Raw genomic sequence first — 890 nt, 5'->3', positions numbered from 1 at the left:
GGTTCTGCGGGTCAGCATGCGGATTGAGGCGATCAAAGTCCACGCTGTTGACGAGGCTATGGACTTTTCCCAGTCTTTGGCGAGCCGCCTGCAGCGACCGAGCCAGGCGAATGTTCGTTCGACCACCCAGCGGCGAGGCAGAATTTCAAAGCCCTTGGCTGTGTCTGATCGCCTGATGATTTCGACCGTCCATTTTCCCATGCTGGCGAGCGCGGATCGCAGTTTATTACCGGCATAGCCGCCATCGGCGAAGATGTGGCGAAGCCATGGAAAGTGTTTGCGTATTGCCGCCAGGACATCGACAGCCCCGTCACGATCCTGAATGTCAGCGGCATGAACAAGGAGGAAGATCAGGAAGCCGCAGGTATCCGTCAGAATATGGCGCTTGCGACCTTTGACCTTCTTTCCAGCGTCATAACCGGAAATTCCACCACTTTCCGTGGTTTTCACCGACTGGCTATCAATCACGCCCGCGCTCGGGGAGGCCTCACGCCCTTCAATCTCCCGCAGGTTCATGACCAGTACCGTGTTCATCGCTTCGAACAGTCCGGCATCACGCCATGCGTAAAAGTAGCGCCTGACCGTCGAGACCGGTGGAAAGCATTTCGGCAGCAGACGCCACGCACACCCACCCGAGGCGATATAAAGTATCGCGTTTACAACCTCGCGCATATCCGCCGTGCGAGGCCGTCCGCCCCGTTTCGCCGGGGGCACGAACGGCATAATCAAAGCCCACTCGGCATCCGTCATATCCGATGGATATCGCAATCCCTCCCGGCTATGTTCGTGTCGGGCAATACCAGTCCATGCCACCATTCACTCCATCTCTTCGCAAAGACGGATGAATCACAACATGCTGGTATTGTTCAAAAACTTTCGGATCAGGCTCT

1 protein-coding gene is annotated in these 890 nt (G+C 56.5%); it reads right to left on the bottom strand.

Annotated features, from left to right (window positions below; all coding sequences use genetic code 11):
* The coding region (locus CFR80_RS18525) for an IS5-like element IS1031D family transposase (RefSeq protein WP_110507871.1) at positions 1 to 816 on the bottom strand (816 nt) is incomplete at its 3' end.
* Positions 817 to 890: the final 74 nt, after the last annotated feature.

Origin of the sequence: Komagataeibacter oboediens (genome assembly GCF_003207815.1) — a bacterium.
Taxonomy (GTDB): domain Bacteria; phylum Pseudomonadota; class Alphaproteobacteria; order Acetobacterales; family Acetobacteraceae; genus Komagataeibacter; species Komagataeibacter oboediens.
Note: the sequence above shows the minus strand (reverse complement) of the source record. Positions and strands in the feature narration are given on the sequence as shown.